Annotated in this window: 12 protein-coding genes and 2 pseudogenes; 7 read left to right on the plus strand and 7 right to left on the minus strand. The window is 64.3% G+C overall.

The features are described from left to right. Nucleotides 1-204: 204 nt before the first annotated feature. Together GO592_RS39830 and GO592_RS39835 are read right to left on the minus strand one after the other, a co-directional pair. Nucleotides 205-1599, minus strand: a complete 1395-nt coding sequence (locus GO592_RS39830) for an SLC13 family permease (RefSeq protein ID WP_160094462.1) — start codon at nt 1597-1599, stop codon at nt 205-207. An 88-nt stretch (nt 1600-1687) separates the two neighbouring features. Next, the gene (locus GO592_RS39835) at nt 1688-1906 is read right to left on the minus strand and encodes a hypothetical protein (RefSeq protein WP_007297079.1); all 219 of its coding nucleotides are present in this window, start codon (nt 1904-1906) and stop codon (nt 1688-1690) included. A 115-nt stretch (nt 1907-2021) separates the two neighbouring features. On the opposite strand from GO592_RS39835, the gene GO592_RS39840 reads away from it, so the two are divergent. The 3 genes from GO592_RS39840 to GO592_RS39850 all read left to right on the plus strand — a co-directional run bounded on the left by GO592_RS39840 (nt 2022) and on the right by GO592_RS39850 (nt 3926). Continuing rightward, the gene (locus tag GO592_RS39840; protein WP_007297078.1) at nt 2022-2942 is read left to right on the plus strand and encodes a LysR family transcriptional regulator; all 921 of its coding nucleotides are present in this window, start codon (nt 2022-2024) and stop codon (nt 2940-2942) included. A gap of 166 nt (nt 2943-3108) precedes the next feature. Continuing rightward, nucleotides 3109-3576, plus strand: coding sequence for a hypothetical protein (locus GO592_RS39845; protein ID WP_012686967.1), 468 nt, complete (start codon nt 3109-3111; stop codon nt 3574-3576). Further along, nucleotides 3573-3926 (plus strand): hypothetical protein, encoded by a 354-nt coding sequence (locus GO592_RS39850; protein ID WP_007297076.1) that lies wholly within the window; start codon nt 3573-3575, stop codon nt 3924-3926. Before GO592_RS39845 ends, GO592_RS39850 begins: the two co-directional genes overlap by 4 nt. A gap of 449 nt (nt 3927-4375) precedes the next feature. On the opposite strand, the gene GO592_RS46130 is transcribed toward GO592_RS39850, so the two are convergent. From GO592_RS46130 to GO592_RS39860, 3 genes and pseudogenes are all read right to left on the minus strand, one after another. Continuing rightward, nucleotides 4376-4498, minus strand: coding sequence for a hypothetical protein (locus GO592_RS46130; protein ID WP_258085260.1), 123 nt, complete (start codon nt 4496-4498; stop codon nt 4376-4378). A 51-nt stretch (nt 4499-4549) separates the two neighbouring features. Further along, entirely contained in the window at nt 4550-5101 is a 552-nt protein-coding gene (locus tag GO592_RS39855; RefSeq protein WP_012686968.1) for a TIGR03086 family metal-binding protein, read from the minus strand. Nucleotides 5102-5492: 391 nt separating this feature from the next. After that, a pseudogene (locus tag GO592_RS39860) lies at nt 5493-5786 on the minus strand (integrase core domain-containing protein); the annotation flags it as partial. A gap of 48 nt (nt 5787-5834) precedes the next feature. Here GO592_RS39860 and GO592_RS39865 point away from each other — a divergent pair. Beyond that, entirely contained in the window at nt 5835-7229 is a 1395-nt protein-coding gene (locus tag GO592_RS39865; protein WP_043827253.1) for an IS30 family transposase, read from the plus strand. 7 nt (nt 7230-7236) lie between these two features. On the opposite strand, the pseudogene GO592_RS39870 reads toward GO592_RS39865, so the two are convergent. Beyond that, a pseudogene (locus tag GO592_RS39870) lies at nt 7237-8165 on the minus strand (IS3 family transposase); the annotation flags it as partial. Nucleotides 8166-9245: 1080 nt separating this feature from the next. Between GO592_RS39870 and GO592_RS46380 the strand changes: the two are divergent. Further along, on the plus strand, nt 9246-10454 hold the full coding sequence (locus tag GO592_RS46380) for an Lsr2 family DNA-binding protein (RefSeq protein ID WP_007299866.1): 1209 nt from the start codon (nt 9246-9248) through the stop codon (nt 10452-10454). Nucleotides 10455-11845: 1391 nt separating this feature from the next. Here GO592_RS46380 and GO592_RS39880 read toward each other — a convergent pair. Continuing rightward, nucleotides 11846-12955 (minus strand): beta-propeller fold lactonase family protein, encoded by a 1110-nt coding sequence (locus tag GO592_RS39880; RefSeq protein WP_007299865.1) that lies wholly within the window; start codon nt 12953-12955, stop codon nt 11846-11848. A 288-nt stretch (nt 12956-13243) separates the two neighbouring features. Between GO592_RS39880 and GO592_RS39885 the strand changes: the two genes are divergently transcribed. Then, nucleotides 13244-14392: a hypothetical protein gene (locus GO592_RS39885; protein WP_039952581.1), complete on the plus strand. Its 1149-nt coding sequence runs from the start codon at nt 13244-13246 to the stop codon at nt 14390-14392. Then, nucleotides 14385-14840 carry a hypothetical protein gene (locus tag GO592_RS39890; protein ID WP_148222657.1) on the plus strand — a complete coding sequence of 152 codons (456 nt, stop codon included), beginning with the start codon at nt 14385-14387 and terminating at the stop codon, nt 14838-14840. The genes GO592_RS39885 and GO592_RS39890 overlap by 8 nt, the downstream gene beginning before the upstream one ends. The last annotated feature ends 30 nt before the right edge of the window (nt 14841-14870 follow it).

Consider the following 14870-nt stretch of genomic DNA (forward strand, 5'->3'; position numbering starts at 1 on the left):
TTCCATGAAGTGTGAACACGGTCCGGCCCACCTTTCGGGTTCGAAGAGGCTGTGAGGCACCGCTGGAGGCTCTGATCGGATGGGAGAGCGTGCTTCCCAGCGGTGTCCCACTACCCACCCTGACCTACATCAGAGTGGAGAACAATGGCGAGTTAGTCGATGAGGGTTAACTTCCGTTAAACCCTTGCGGGTGCTGTCTGGGCGTTAGACCAGCGTCGGGACGACCACCAGCAGCAGCCAGCACAGCGCCGGCGCGATCGCGACCACGATGCCCGCGTTGAGCAGCAGCTGCTTGTAGAACCGGGGCCGCTCGATGTTCTGGGCGTTGGCGAGGACGAGTGCACCGTTGGTCGAGAACGGGGAGACGTCGACCACGGTGGCGGAGATGGCGAGGGCGGCCACGACTCCGACCACCGGCAGCGCGCCGGTCTGCAGCAGCGGAAGCGCGAGCGGGATGACGGCGGTCAGCAGCGCGGTCGATGATGCGAACGCCGAGGTGACGCCGATGACGTAGCAGAGGACGACGGCGACCAGCAGCGGTGCGCCGATGGTGATCGCCATCTCGGCGAGGTGGTCGATCGTGCCGATCTCTTCCATGAGCGAGATGTAGGTGACCATGCCGGCGACGAGCAGGACCGTGGACCAGCTGATACCGGCGATGGCCTCACTCTGCTTGGACAGGTCGGTGAAGGCGAGGATCGCACCGGCCGCGATGGCAACGAAGCTGATCGGCATATGCAGGACCAGGACCAGCACCAACACCGCGGCGATCAGGACGAGGGTGAGCTTCTGCACCCCGGTGACCGGCTGCACGTCGTGGTCGGTGACGGCCTCGGTGCGCGGCGTCCGGATGAGGACCTGGGTACCGCCCCCACCGGACGACCCGCCTGCCGAGGTTCCGCCGGGTCCCGCGGTGGGGGTGCGGAGTGCGCTCCCACCACCGTCGGAGTCGATGCCGGCGCTGGCGCCGGTAGCGGAGAACTCGAGGTTCCGTACCCGGGCGAGGACTGAGTAGCCGACCACGGTCAGGACCGAGAGCAGCATGTTGATGCCGTAGCTGGCGAAGAACAGGGTCCAGGGGGCGATCGTCAGGCCGCTCGACTCGACGATGTCACGGACCAGCACACCCGAGACCGAGATCGGCGAGAACGCTCCGGCGTGCGCACCGTTGATCGTCATGATGCCCATCACCAGCGGACTCATCCGAGTCCGGGCGGCGAAGGACATCGCCGCCGGCGAGATCAAGGCGACGGCAGCCGGGCTGAACGTGCCCAGGGCTGTGAGCACCGAGGCGCAGAAGAAGAACACCCACGGAACGATCGTCACCCGTCCGCGAACACCACGTATACAGGCATTGACGAGGAGGTCGATCGTCCCGTTCTTCGTCGCCATACCGAAGAAGTAGGTGACGCCGATGATCGTCAGCACGATCGAACTGGGGAACTCGGCGAGGATTTCCTTGTCGTCGTAGCCGAGGAGGAACGCCCCCACGACGAAAGCGCCGATGAACCCCAAAATGCCGATGTTGATGGGGAAGAAGGTGGCTATCACGAACATTGCCACCAACGCGATCAGTGGCAGTATCTCGACGGAAGTCATGGGCGTACTTTCGGTTCGCTGCAGGGCGGATCGAACGGCGCCTGATCGGCGGCCGGTCGCGACGGACAGATGTGACTACGAGGCGGAGTCAAGCGATGTGAATCGGGAGCTGTCGCTCCCGCCGGCGCAGCGCGGGGTCATGTCGCCGCCGCTCGAGGTGACTGTCGACGGTGGTCGCCCACACCGCACCGGGTTGCAATACCTCATCGATGCCGACCGACGTCAGCTGCACTGGGCGACCGACGGGATCGGCGCGGCGATTCGGTGCTGTGATCCCGGGTAGTGAGGGAGTTGCGATCGTCTGCATGTCACATCCTTCGCTTGATCATTACCCAGATCACACTATGAGCGGGTTATGTTTATGACAATGTCGTATTTCTACGGCGAGGTTTAGCAGGATTAAAGGCTTGTGGGAGGTATCGATGCGCGACTCGTTCGATGTGGTGACACTGTTCCTGCTCCTCGACATCGCCGAGGCCGGATCGCTCACCGGCGGCGCCGAACGCGCCAACGTCACGCCATCCGCCGCGTCGCAGCGCATCGCCAAACTGGAACAGGAGATCCGGCAGCCGGTGTTGACCCGCCTGCCTCGCGGCGTCCGGTTGACGGAGGCCGGTGACATTCTCGTCACGCGTGCGCGGCTGTTCCGTCAGGAAATGCGCGCCGCCCGCGGGGACCTGGAATCTCTGCAGGGGCTCGAGCGCGGCACCGTCCGGCTCGGCTCGTTCCCGACCGTCAGCGCCTCCCTGCTCTCGGACGCGCTAAAGGACTATCACGCCCACTGGCCCGGCATCGACGTGCGCGTCCAATCCGCGGTCCGCCCGCGGCTGCTGGAGATGCTTCACTCGAGCGAGGTGGAAATGGCGTTGCTCTGGAGTTACGACTGGACCGAGGAGACCGAGAAATCCCTGGCGCTCGTGCCGCTAATGGAGGATGAAACGGTCCTGCTCGTCCCGCTCGACGGGCCGTACGCCGACGATGTCGCGGTGGCATCGCTGCGATCGGCGAAGTGGATCATCCGCAACACCAACCACCCGGCCGCCGAAGTGCTTTACCGCAGCTGCGAGACGGCCGGATTCACCCCGAACGTCGTCTACGAGGCCCATGACTACCAAGAGATCGAAGCGATGGTCGCCGCGGGAGTCGGCATCGCCATGGTTCCGCGACTGGCCGTCACGCACCATCGCCCAGACGTATACGCGGTCCGATTCCGGCCCACTGACCGTGTGCCCACGCGATCGATCTACATCGCCTCGCTCGCCCGCCGGCAGTACACCCCCGGCATGCACGCCGTCTCCCGTGCACTCCACGACGCCGCCGACGCCATCACCGCGCAACGCTAAACTGCAAGATCGATATCTCGCTGGGAGTCTTGGCTCGCAGTTTTTCTATGCGTGGCGGCGGCCGGACGACGCCCTTTGTCAGCTGTGCCAGCTCGGTTGGCGGCCGTCCGTGTCGGCGCCCCTCTCTCACCTTGCCGACCGCACACTTTAAAAGTAAATTGAAAGTATGTCTGTGGGTGAGGTGCCGTTCTCGGATATCCAGAACAAGGGGAAGGCGACGTTGTCGGAGTGGCAGCGGTCGGGTGCGCGGCCGCTGCGGGTGACGCGGCGCGACGATGAGGATTTGGTGTTGATGACGGCGGTGCGGGCGGATCAGGAGCGGGAGGTGCTCGCGGCGGCGACGGCGATGGTCGACGCCCTGTTGCACTCCGATGACGGTGTTCTGGTCCGCAAGGTCGTGGCGGCGGCGTTTCCGTGGGTGAGCTACCTGTCGGGTGAGGAGGTCGCCGATTTCGTCGACGAGCTGATCGCGTCGCTGCGAGCGGGTTCGTCGCTGGATAATCCGGCTCCGCCGGCCCGCACGATCGAGACGTGGCGGCACACGGCGGAGGTGTATGCCGATCCGGATCTTGCCCGGATCCTGTCGGCGCCGTCCGCCGGTGACTTCGGGGCCGTGCCGGTGCCGGAGCTGTGAGCCCGAAGCTGGGTGAGCGGGTTGCGCCGCCGGCGGCCGGGGAGCTGTGGGAGCTGCGGTTCGCGACCAGTGACGCGGCGAAGGGATGGGACGAGCTGTGCCGGCAGGCGCCGGCGAACACGCTGGTGGCGTACGAGGAGCTGCGACGCCGCGCGGTCGCGGGGGAGTCGACGACGCGCCATCACCGGTTGAAGGGCAGGCTCGCGACCGGGGTCCACAACGGTCTTGAGATGGAGCAGTGGCAGTACGAGGTCACCGCCGGCGGCCGCATCTGGTACGTGATGGATATCGAGCACCGCACCTTGTGGCTGAAGTACGCCGGAACAGGGCACCCCAAACAGACCGAATGATGTTGCCATTGTGCTGAATAGGGGCCTGATCGAATCGACTCAGCGGAGTCGGGAGCCGAGGTGGTCGGCTCGCGACCTGGAACCGTGCTGTGCGGGCATACGGTCTCTATTCGTTGGTCCCGGCCCGAGCCGCACACCGAGCGAGTGTTTGAGTGCGGGAGCTGGAAACGGGGCACCATGGCCACGGTCGCGAAGAAGAACAGCTGAGCGGGAATCCGCTCTGCTCGTAGTGGCTGCGCGACTTTCGGTCAGGATCTGCCACCGAGCCGGCTCCCGCCCCTACATTCGGTGGGCAGTGAGGTTCTGGGCGCCGAGCGAACGCATCTGAATCCGGTGCGGGAGGCATGACGGGGCCGGCGGCGCGTTGTATCTTCGGTCGCGGTCGATCCGGGAAGGCGGGATGGCGGAGAAGATCTCCGCACTCAGCGTCTTCGATGCGGTTCCTCGGTTCAGGGCAGCAACGTCACCCTCAAGAGCAGATCGAGCCACACGGCGATCGCGACCAGACCGCCGAACGCGACCGCGACGATGAAGAATGGCGTCGTCGCGCGATCAGCCCAGTCGATCGGCACATCGTCGATAGAGCCGTGCGGCGGACTCTGTGCGCCACGCCGTTCGTTCTGTTAGGTGGTGCGGCCCAGGAAGTTCAGCAGCTGGGTCTGGATGTCGGCGTTGTCTGTGGGTGCCACCTTGGCCCCGAAGGCGTGGGGGAGTCGGATCCGGTCGTCTTCTGCGACCAGAAAGGTTCGGGCCAGCTCGACTGCCTCGGGATCGAGGTGTTCGTCCTGCCCGGTGGCGCGCGCGAAATCCCAGGTATGTATCAGCGTGTCGGCGCACGCCATCCGCCGGACGAATTGCTCGAAGGGCAGGTTGCCGAACTCGGCACCCAATACCTGCTGGGCGGTCGCCTCCGACTGAAGGGCAGCCTGTACCCCGGCTGTCGCATCCAGCCAGGCGGCCACCACGTCCTCCCCAGCGGTTGGCACCCGGTAGTCATTTCCCCTGAGCCCTGCGCAGGCCCGTCGGTGGTTACCCACCACATGGGCGGCGACGTCCCAGGCGGTCCAGCCTGGGCAGGGGGAGGCCGAGTTCCAGCGGTCCTGCGGGCAGCCCAGGAGACGATCGGTGAAGTCCTGCGCCACCCGCGCGTACAGACTGGTGATGGGCGATCCCATCGCCACACCGTACGTCAACCGCACCTCACCGAATCTGTGCTGGTAGAGGGCATCATTGCGCACACGGCGACCCGCACCGGCCGCCGCTGCGCCTGAACCGGGAGTTCTTCCGGCCCCGACACGGGGGCTCCGGGGCCGGATGCCGAGCCGTGACGATGTGCCCCGAGGCCTTGTCAGCGCTGAAGGGAACAGGTGCGATGGGGGAGCTGACCGCGGTGAATATCGGTCTGTCCGTCGGCGCCGTGGTTGCCGAGGGAAACACGGCGTGGCCAGGACATCGCACCGGACCTGATCATCGCGCACGCGGCCGTTGGCCGACAAGTCGTGGACGGAACTGGTGCTCGACGAGGATGTCGAGGTGAGGTTGCCCCTCGGGAGTGGACACCGGATTTCATGCGGCGACTGACAGCGTAGACGACGCGATGAGTCGTTGTTCGAACTCCACTGGGGTGAGGTATCCGAGGGCGGAGTGACGGCGACGTCGATTGAAGTACGAGAGCCACTCGAACAGGTCCAGCCGTGCCTGCGACTTCGACGTCCAACTCCGTCCGTGCAGCCACTCCCTCTTGAGTCCTTGGAAGAACGACTCGGCGAGAGCATTATCGTAACTCGAGCCGACCCGTCCTCGACTTAGCTGAATCCCATGACGGCGGCATACATCGACGAAAGCTGCTGCGGTGTACTGACCAGGCTCAACCGGTGGAAGCAACACCTCGATAACGGAGGTGTGGGAATGGGACGACCACCCGGGTGGGCAGCAGCGTTGACGGGGCGTGCGGTGATGCGGTCACCGGGACGGCCTCCGATACGCCGAGATCTAGAGCGGGCATTCTGGACGCGGATCGCCGAGGGTCTCACGAGCGACGACGCAGCGACCACATGCGGCGTGTCGGGGCCGGTGGGGACACGGTGGTTCCGCCAGGCTGGTGGGATGCCACCGATCGAGTTGACCCCGGTCTCGGGGAGGTACCTGTCGTTCACCGAGCGTGAGGATATCGCGCTGCTGCGAGCCAAGGGTATGAGTATGCGCGACATCGCTGACCGGATCGGACGGTCACCGTCGACGATCTCGCGGGAGTTGCGGCGGAACGCCGCCACCCGCAATGGCAAGCTCACATACCGAGCGTCGACCGCACAGTGGAAGGCCGACCTCGCCGCGAGGCGCCCAAAACCAGCGAAGCTCGCCGAACACGATCGGCTACGAGAATATGTGCAGGACAAACTGTCTGGTGTGATTCGTGCCGACGATGGAACCGTGGTGTCCGGTCCGGATGCCGCTTGGATTGGCCGAAACAAGCCTCGGCGCGGTGATCGTCGGTGGGCGACGGCGTGGAGTCCGGAGCAGATCTCGAATCGCCTACCGATCGACTATCCGGAGGACCCGACGATGCGCATTTCACCTGAGGCGATCTACCAATCGCTCTACATCGAGGGTCGCGGCGGCCTGGAGCGGGAGCTCGTCGCGTGCTTGCGCACCGGCCGGGCGCTGCGAAAGCCTCGTGCGCGAGCACGGAAGCAGCGCACCGGATTTATCACCGAGGAGGTGACCATCAGCGCCCGTCCGGAGGAGGTCGAGAGCCGGAAGACGCCGGGGCATTGGGAGGGCGACCTCATCATCGGTCTGACCCGGTCCGCGATCGGCACGCTCGTCGAGCGCACCAGCAGATACACGACTCTACTACACCTGCCGCGACTGAAGGGCTATGGAACAGCGGCGATGGTGAAGAACGGGCCGGCGCTGTCCGGATATGGTTCGGAGTCCGTTCGTGATGCTCTGGCCGCGACGCTGTCACCGCTGCCCGAGCATCTACGCAGATCCGTGACGTGGGATCGCGGAAAGGAACTCGCGCGTCATGCCGAGCTGACGGCATCTACGGGTATCCGTGTCTACTTCTGTGATCCGTACAGTCCATGGCAGCGCGGAACGAATGAGAACACCAATGGGCTGCTGCGACAATATTTTCCGAAGGGAACTGATCTGTCCCGATACAAGTTCCGTGAGCTTCAGGCGGTCGCCGATGCGCTCAACAACCGCCCCCGAAAAGTGCACGGTTGGAGAACTCCAGCGGAAGTGTTTGCCGAACAGGTACACTCGTCCTCACGGCACGGTGTTGCGACGACCGGTTGAATCCGCCCTGTGATCCGCGGTCGCTGTGGAAGATAACGCCACCGACGTCACCACCGCGGGTGCGCACCGCCATCTCGATCGCGTCCGTGACGAGATCGGTGCGCATGTGGTCAGCGATCGACCAGCCCACCACCCGGCGTGAGAAGATGTCGATCACCGTGGCCAAGAACAACCACGAGGATCCCACCGGGATGTAGGTTATGTCCCCACACCACTTGGTATCGACAGCCGTAGCGGTGAAGTCTCGCATCACCAGATCCGGCACCGACGGAGCCGACTTGTCCGCGACGGTCGTGCGCTTGCTGCGGCGCAGGTGCCTGCCCACCACGTGGTGGATTCGCATCAGCCGGGTCACCCGTTTGCGGTTGATCTTGCGTCCGCGGGAGCGGAGTTCGGCGTGAACCCGCGGGGCACCGTAGGCGCTCCGGTGCTCGGCATGAATGGCGCGGATCTCGGCGACCGTCGCGGCTTCCTCGGCCTGGCGCTCGACTCGGGCCGGCTCCGTGATCAGGTGCTTGTAGTAGCCGGAACGGGAGGTCCCGAGCACCCGGCACAGCCGCTGCACGCCGAACTCGGCGCGATGGTCGGAGATGAAGTCCCAGCGGCGGGTCTTCACTTCACCTCCTTTGCGAAATACGCGGCCGCCCGGCGCAGAATCTCGCGTTCGAGCTGCCATTCCTTTTCCGCACCGCGCAGCCGCGCATTCTCCGCGCGCAGCCGCGCGAGCTCGTCCGCCTCGGTCCCGTCGGCGCCGGTACTGCGGTCCTGCGAGCGCGCGTTACGGGCGGTGTCCTTGCGGACCCACGTCCGTAGCGTTTCGCCACTGACGCCCACATCCGCGGCCACCGCCGCGTACGTGCGTTTGCCGTCGGCCGCGCGATACAACGCGACCGCGTCTTTCCGGAATTCCTCCGTGTACAGAGACTGGCGTCCCACCTCGACATCCCTCCTGGCTCTCCTAGAACCATTGTCCGGGGTGTCCACTCAAAGGGTGCAGCCTCAAGGTGGCGGTCCTGGGGTGGCTGGCGGAACATCACTCGTCCAGGAGGCCTAGCTGACGGCGTGCACGTGGGTGGGACTACGCGCTGACCCGCCGAACCCGGGACCGACATCTTGGCCCGCACGATCGTCGCGCGGGGGCTGCATGACGAGTGCCGGCACGGATGCACTGAACTCGCGCTGATGCTGGTCGACGGACGGAAAGCGACCGACGCTGATGGTGGTGCGGTCGGCGCCGCGATGCCGACGGGTGGGCCCGAGAGAGGGTGCTCGCCTCGTTCGGTCACGATTGTCGATCTGACATTGGGATAGCGCGGCGACGTACGGGCTGACGCCAGCTGATCGGAGTGAGCTCCCGCGGTTTCTCGGCCGGCGCGCGCCCCACTGTTGTCGCGAGGGGTGGCCGTCCCGGTGCCTGTTGCTCATCGCGGTGTTGTGTCGAGTTTTCTCCACTCGTGTGTACGGTGCCGCAGTCGGTTTCGGGTGAACCGTGTGTGAGTGCGGTGCGGAAGAGAATGATGCCGGCTGGGGGTGACCACACTCCGAATGCGGTGGCACGGCCACGACGGTGTTCTCCGGGCTGCTGGGGATGTGGCCGGCGGGCGGACTTCGCGAGGTAAGGTTCGGTGCCGCTGTGGCCCGAGTCCGGGAGGCGCTGCACCGCCGGAATTGCGGCACAGTCTTCGGTGAGAAGGCGGTGGGCCGTCAGGCGCACACCACACCCTGCTCGGCATCGTGAACACCGAATTCGACAATATCGACAACTTCAATGCCGCAGTTGCCGACGCGATTTCGGGATTTCGGTGGAGAATGGTCCCTGTCGGGTTGAGTCGTGCTCGTCCTGCATGAAGCTCGGTGCGATGTGATTTGAGCTCGACGAGGATCGTGTGTGGTCTGCCCACATGGACAATGTCTTGAGACGTTGAATTGTTAGTTCGGTGAGCTTCCTCCTTTGCGGGACGAGCCTGCCGTTACTGTGTGCGTTCGACGATTGCCCTGACGTAGAAGGAGAGCACGATGGCGGTATCACCGAGAATTTCCCAAGGTTCGGCGAAGGGGACAACCAAGGAGATCCGCGAGTGGGCGATCGGCGAGGGTCGCGAAGTGTCACCCCGCGGCCGGATCTCGGCCGAGATCGTGCAAGCTTTCCGTGACGCTCAGGCGACGAAGGCTCAGGCAAAAGCGGCGCCGGCGAAGAAGGCGGCCGCGAAGAAGATAGTCGAGGGGAAGGCTCCCGCGAAGAAAACGGCCGCCAAGAAGTCTCCGGCGAAGACGACCGGGCCGAAGAAGACGGCTGTGAAGAAGGCGACTGTGAGGAAGTCGCCGGCGAAGACGGCAGGGGCGAAGTCGACGGCCGCGGAGAAGATTGTCGCCACGAAGGTACCGGCGGTGGACAAGGCTCCGGCGGTGACGACGACCAAGGATATTCGCGAGTGGGCGATCGGAGAGGGTCGCGAAGTGTCTCCCCGCGGCCGGATTTCGGCCGAGATCGAGCAAGCTTTCCATGACGCTCAGGCAACGAAGGCTCAGGCAAAAACGGTGCCGGCGAAGACGACAGGGCAGAAGACGACAGGGCAGAAGACGACAGGGCAGAAGACGACAGGGCAGAAGACGGCTGCGAAGAAGACGGCTGCCAAGAAGACGGCCGTGGAGAAGGTCGTCGAGAAGGAGGCTCCGGTGAAGGGAGCGGCGGCGGGTACGGCTCCGGCGAAGACGGCCGCGGAGAAGGCTCCGGCGAAGAAGGCGTCTGCGGGGAAGTCGCCGGCGAAGACGGCTGGGGCGAAGTCGACGGCCGCGGAGAAGATTGCTGCCACGAAGGTTCCGGCGGTGGGCAAGGCTCCGGCGGTGTCGACGATCAAGGATACTCGCGAGTGGGCGATCGGAGAGGGTCGCGAAGTGTCTCCCCGCGGCCGGATTTCGGCCGAGATCGAGCAAGCTTTCCATGACGCTCAGGCAACGAAGGCTCAGGCAAAAACGCTGCCGGCGAAGAAGACGGCCACGAAGAAGGCTCCGGCGAAGAAGGCAGCCGTGGAGAAGGTCGTCGAGAAGGAGGCTCCGGTGGATGGAGCGGCGGCGGGCACGGCTCCGGCTAAGAAGACGGCCAAGGAGATTCGCGAGTGGGCGATCGGGGAGGGCCGTGAAGTGTCCTTCCGTGGTCGGATTTCGGCCGCAATCGTGCGTGCCTTCCATGAGGCTGCGGCAAAGTTGCCGGCTGTGGGCGGCTGAACCGAGTGGTGTCCACTCTTGAGCGTGACCCACCGACTCCGGGTTGCCGGGTTCTCTCAATCCGACGGACGTTCAGTAGCCGAACCCTTGCCTGTCTCTTCGAAGCCAGGCTCACCGAAGATGAGCGCGCCGGTGTCACAGCCATGAACGCGGGCGGACGATCGGTGCGGCTGGTACGGGAGGTTGCTCACGAGCGCTGGTCGACAGTGTGCACCGAGGGGCCGATGGGAGTTCCGCTGGCACCTGCTGGGTGAGCGTCGGTGCCGAGAACTGTCGCCCCGTTTGGCGGGCGGGTGCTGTCTGGTCGGGTCTGTCGTAGGTGGATGCCAGAATGGGCGGCATGAGTTCTTGTGGATGGCGACGCCCGCTTCGGCGGGCGAGGGATGCGGTGCAGCAATCGCCGCCCCGGTCCGTCCTCATTCGAGGGTAGCGGGCCGGGGCGCATGAGCGCTGAAAGGCACCGCCTTGTCCCGTACCGAAGCACATTCTCCTGTCTGGGTTCGTCTTCACCGTGGCGAACTTTCCGTTGAACCGTGGCACGCCGACTGCCATGACGTCTGCGACCTCCCTGACCGGTATCAGGGAGGTCGGGCCTGGTTGTCCGCAACGAACTGCGTCTGGGCACTCGCGTACACGGGCACCGGGATTTGCTCGTGCTCGCTGTGCCACGACGGTGAGGGTCATGCTCGTGATCTCCGTCGCGAGCGTCGCCGTACTGTCCGTCGCCTCGCGGAGGGGCGTCGCCGGTGGGATGCCGGTGACACCACACCCTTCGACGACATTGTTGTCCCGCATCGCAGGCGGGAATGGTGGAAGTGACCAGTAGGCGCCGTGACCTCCGCAGGTATTGATGCAGGAACAGACGCGGCCCGGCGGGTCTTGTATCGGTGCAACCGTGCTGGACCCGGTCGGCTCTCGCCGGTGACGGTGCCCTATCCCGTGGCTATAACCCTAAGGGATTATTTGTATTGGCTCGCAGCGGTTTCGAGGACATGGCCGACACGAGTTCGCACCCCGAGACTGTGCGACGGTGCGGCGCGCCAATGACGCCGAGTGTGCTGACTGGGTTGCCGCTCGCAGGGTCGCCTCGACGGGGCACGCTGGGAGGGGCCGGTCTGTTCGCCCCTGGTTGGGCGCGGCACTTCTCGTCGAGGCGTGCGGCGACCTGTGATGAGCCGGATCACCGGGTGGACCGCGGCGGGACTGTCTTCGCGGATCTCGGTCGATTTCGAGTCTCCGCGGGCGGCCGCACGACGGCATCGAGACCCACGCCGCGAACCGATGCTTCCCCCGCGGCGCCGGAGTACCTCAGGTTGGCAATGCAGTCGTTGCCGGACCCAGTGGGGAGGGTTCGCGGACGTGGAGGGTCTCTTTCGTGGTCTCGGCGCGGGTCAGCTCCCGAAGATGGTTCCGAGTGACCCGGTGCCGGGCAGGGTGGGTGGTGTGGTGGTCGGCGGGTCGGTGGGCGCCGATGTGTTGGAGACGACGGAGACGGTGTCGGATTGGCTGGTGACGTAGGCGTCGGCGCTGTTGGGTGTGACGGCGATGAGTTGGCCGTTCTCGGTGATGGGAACGGTGGCGGTGACGGTTCGAGTGGCGGTGTCTATGACGGTGACTGCGTTGGTGGGGGTGCTGTGGGCGATGTAGGCGGTGTGTCCGTCGGGTGCGACGTCGATGCCGCCGGCGGCTGCCGCAACGGGAATGGTTGCGGTGACACTCCGGGTTGCGGTGTCGATGATGGACGCCGATCCAGTGCTGAACCCGTCCACCCCGGTGACACACAGCGTGGAACCGTTGTCGGTGATGTCGATATCAAGTGGTGATCCGGAGGCAGGGATTCGGGCAGTCACCGCGGCGGTGGGGATGTCGACGACATCGATCGCGTTGCCGGAACTGTCGGTGACGTAGGCGGTTCGACTGTCGGGGGAGACGGCGAGGAACATTGTCGTTCCTCCCAGTGCGAGTGTGCTGCTCACGGTGTTGGTTGCCGTGTCGATGATTGTGAGGTGGCCGTCGAACTGGCTGGCGACGAGAACCTTGGTCCCGTCAGGGGTGATGGTGACGCCGAGTGGGCCGTCGCCGACGGGGATCGTTGCGGTGACGGCGAAAGTGGTTGTGTCGATGACGGAGACGGTGTCGTCCCCGTTGCTGCCGGCGTACACGGTCTGGCCGTTGGGGGAGACGGTGACGCCGACGGGGAAGTTCCCGACCGCGAGGGTGTTGAGGACGGTTTTGGTGGCGGTGTCGATGACTGACAACTGCCCGGCCGCGCCGTCGTCGCCGTGGGTGACGTAGGCCCGTGAGCCGTCCGGGGAGATGGCGATGCCTTCTGCCAGCCCGTTGACCGGGATCGTCGCCGTGACCGCATAGGAGTCGGTCGGAGCCGACCAGACTGTGGGCGCGCAGAGCACGGTCGCAGTGGTGCCGACGGTCGCGCACAAGGCCACGCGCACAAGCGTCCGCGTGGCCTTGTGCCGGAGCCGGGATCGATACGCCGTCATGGGTCCCCCTCGAGTTCCTCGCCCGCCCGATCGCTGACCCGGATCGAGCGTGACGCTACTTCCTTCGCGCCACGTGTTCGCTGCTGGGTGCGCTGACACGCCGACCGGACACGGGCGGCGAGAAGGACGGTGCACCTGTGTCATTCACGCGATATACAACTCGGTACCTCGCGTAGACCGACGTTCATCGGTGAATGGAAGGCGCAGTGATCTACCGTTCGAGTGGTTGCGCGTCCGCTATTGCGGATACGTTGTGACGACGCAGCGGTGGCGCCGTACACTCGCCGCATGACAACGGCCCCAGATCCATTCGCGACGCTGACGATGGATGGTGAGCAGTTCGAAGATGGTCGCCTTCCGGTGCGTGCTTTAGCGGAGCTGCAACGGTACGTCGCCATCGTCCTGCGTGCAGCTGAGCTGAAGTGGCTGGATGCAAACCCCGGGAAGGAACTTCCCGAGGACTTTCACGACTCATTCGAGCTGACGATTGCTGAGGTCAGACCCGGCAGTGCTACCTCGGTGCTTGAAAGACCTCAGACTTCCGTTTACGACTCGTACTACGAGGAGGGACGGCTCGATTTTGAGGCTGCCTTGAATGAGGTCCTGAACGATCAATCGCCTGACCTATGGCATCCACTGGTGGCAACAGAAGAATTTGGCGAATTCGGCTCGTCGCTTGACGATGGGGAATTTATGTCAGTCCCGGTCGCCAATGATTCTAATTCCTCGCTCAGAGTAACCCCGTCCTCGTATCAGAATAAAATACGCACCGCACATAAGGCTGCGACGAGCGTGAGTCTACCGCCGACTCTGGCGATCGAACGCAGAAAAGAGTCGGGATGGGTGGTAGCCCGACTGGTTGCGTTGAATGGACTTGAATCCAAATTCACTCTTCTGCTTGACGGCAGGGAGGTGAATGGAAAGTTCAAAGAACCCGAAATATTCGACGATATGAAGGCGGTCCTTGGAACGAGCGAAAAGTCGCCCGTGGTGAGGATTTTCGGGCGACTGAGCTTTGTTGGTGAGGATATCTCCAGGATTCTCGAAGCAACCAAAGTTCAGGTGCTTGAGGTGGATGGCGAGCCGTGGTCTGGCCGGTTCATCGAGCTTGCGCAACTATCCGAGGGCTGGAACGACGAGGCGCGAAGCAGCGAAGCTGTTGCTTTTTCTGCGATCGATGGTGCACGCGAAATATTGCGTCACGTCGCGAAGATAGGCCGCGAGATTCCTGGGATCTATCCATCAGAGGATGGCGGAGTGAGTTTGGAATGGGCATCGCCCCAAAGGGTGATTACGATCGAAGTGTCGCCGGACGGCGTCTATGAGATGAACAGATACTCTCGCGACGGCGAATCCTCTGCCGTTGAGCCAACAGAGAATCTTGACGGGGTCAAGAAGTTCATTGATGATACGGATGTGGAGGCGGTTCGTGGCTGAGGATTTTTCTCCCCTAATCGAGGGTGAGTTCATAATCGATCCAGGCGACACCGTTGCGGATGATGAACTCCTCTATCGCCAGATCCCCGCACATCTCTGGGATGCGAAAAAGGCGCTGCCGGGAGTTGGAGCGTTCGGCCCGCTGGACGCAGACCGAGGCGCACCGTCCTTTTCCCGCAGCTCCATCGTGACTGCCGCTCAGAGTTTCGAATGGCACAACGGGAACGCACCAAGCACTTCATTGTCTGTATGGGCGTGTTCGGTTGCTGAAGTGGCTAAGGCGGGCACGCGAGCCATCGACGACAGGGATGCCCCTCTCGAAGCGGGAAAGAAGCGGGCACCTGGTCACGCATACATCGACTATCGACATCTCGAAAAGAGTGAGAAGAAGCAGGTTCGAGCGCACTTGCTGATGTGCGCTCTCGACCGTGAGCAGCGTCATCCCTAGGTTTCTGCTTGATCCGCACTGGCGCTCCTA

The sequence above is a fragment of the Rhodococcus sp. 21391 genome (assembly GCF_016772255.1).
In the GTDB taxonomy this organism is placed as follows: domain Bacteria; phylum Actinomycetota; class Actinomycetes; order Mycobacteriales; family Mycobacteriaceae; genus Rhodococcus_F; species Rhodococcus_F opacus.

Excerpts from the sequence above, each read along its gene's own strand:
- GO592_RS39830 (WP_160094462.1), bottom strand. The coding sequence starts at position 1,599 with ATGACTTCCGTCGAGATACTGCCACTGATCGCGTTGGTGGCAATGTTC.
- GO592_RS39885 (WP_039952581.1), top strand. The coding sequence starts at position 13,244 with ATGACAACGGCCCCAGATCCATTCGCGACGCTGACGATGGATGGTGAG.
- GO592_RS39880 (WP_007299865.1), bottom strand. The coding sequence starts at position 12,955 with ATGACGGCGTATCGATCCCGGCTCCGGCACAAGGCCACGCGGACGCTT.
- GO592_RS39855 (WP_012686968.1), bottom strand. The coding sequence starts at position 5,101 with ATGGGATCGCCCATCACCAGTCTGTACGCGCGGGTGGCGCAGGACTTC.
- GO592_RS39840 (WP_007297078.1), top strand. The coding sequence starts at position 2,022 with ATGCGCGACTCGTTCGATGTGGTGACACTGTTCCTGCTCCTCGACATC.
- GO592_RS39845 (WP_012686967.1), top strand. The coding sequence starts at position 3,109 with ATGTCTGTGGGTGAGGTGCCGTTCTCGGATATCCAGAACAAGGGGAAG.
- GO592_RS46380 (WP_007299866.1), top strand. The coding sequence starts at position 9,246 with ATGGCGGTATCACCGAGAATTTCCCAAGGTTCGGCGAAGGGGACAACC.
- GO592_RS39835 (WP_007297079.1), bottom strand. The coding sequence starts at position 1,906 with ATGCAGACGATCGCAACTCCCTCACTACCCGGGATCACAGCACCGAAT.
- GO592_RS39865 (WP_043827253.1), top strand. The coding sequence starts at position 5,835 with ATGGGACGACCACCCGGGTGGGCAGCAGCGTTGACGGGGCGTGCGGTG.